The sequence below is a fragment of the Nocardia sp. NPDC004722 genome (assembly GCF_053601505.1).
Genome location: NZ_JBSGBY010001119.1, coordinates 1 through 1,043 on the forward strand (window position 1 = coordinate 1; position 1,043 = coordinate 1,043).

Below are 1,043 nucleotides of genomic sequence, written 5' to 3' on the forward strand. Positions count from 1 at the left end.
GCCGATCATGCCCGCGGCCTCGCCGAGTTGGGCGGTGCGGATGCGGGCCAGGCGGCGGTGGCGGGCACCGGTGATCGAGGCGGCGTAGTGCTCGCGGGCATCGTCGAGGAACAGCGGGGCCGAGGTGCTGACGCCGCCCGCCACCACGATCAGGTCCGGGTCGAACAGGTCGCTGACGAAGGCCAGGCCCAGGCCCAGCCAGCGGGCGAAGTCGGCCATCACCTCGAGGGCGACCGGGTCGCCGTCCTGCGCCGCGCCCGCCACCCGGCGACCGGTCAGGGAACCCGGATCGCGGCCGGATTCGCGGGCCAGCAAGGTGGAGCGCTGCGGATCGGTGGCCAACTGCTCGATGGCCGTGTCCACCAGAGCCGTTCCGCTGCAATACCTTTCCCAGCAGCCGCGTTTACCGCAGGCGCAGGCGCGGCCGTTCGGCACCACCTGGAGATGGCCGAGTTCCGGTGCGACACCGAAGCTTCCGCGATACAGCTGACCGTTGATGAGCAGGGCCGCGCCGATGCCGGTGCCGATCGCCACCAGCACCACATTGCGGCCGCCCGCCGCCGCGCCGAAGCGATATTCCGCCCACAGTGCGGCATTCGCGTCGTGCTCGAGGATGACCGGCAGGCCGAGGCGGTCGGTCAACCGCTGCGCGACCGGGGCGTCCTCCCACGGCAGGTGCGGAGCGAAACGCACGGTGGCGCGGTCCTCGTCGACGAAACCCGCCACCGCGAGCCCCACCGCGCTGATGGTGTGCCGCGCGCACAGTTCGCGCACCGCGCGCGCCAAGCCGTCCTCGAGCGCCCGCGCGGAATGCGGGGTCGGCGCGGTCACGGTGTCGAGCACCTCGCCCGCACCGTCCACCACCGACGCCCGGATATTCGTGCCGCCCACGTCGATTCCCACGGTCAACGGCACATCCTCACCGCCCCTCATGCCTTGATGGTCACGTCGATGGGCACGTACTTGGCGCGCCGACCACCCCCCGGCCGCGGATCGCCGCCGCCGGATCCCGCACCCGCGCGTCCGGCCGCACCGGACCGCGC

The 1,043-nt window shown here is 73.0% G+C and carries 1 protein-coding gene; it reads right to left on the reverse strand.

Features of this window, described 5'->3' with window-relative positions:
* A partial coding sequence (locus ACWELQ_RS46215) for an ROK family protein (RefSeq protein ID WP_452403277.1) occupies positions 1-933 on the reverse strand: 933 nt, incomplete at its 3' end.
* Positions 934-1,043: the final 110 nt, after the last annotated feature.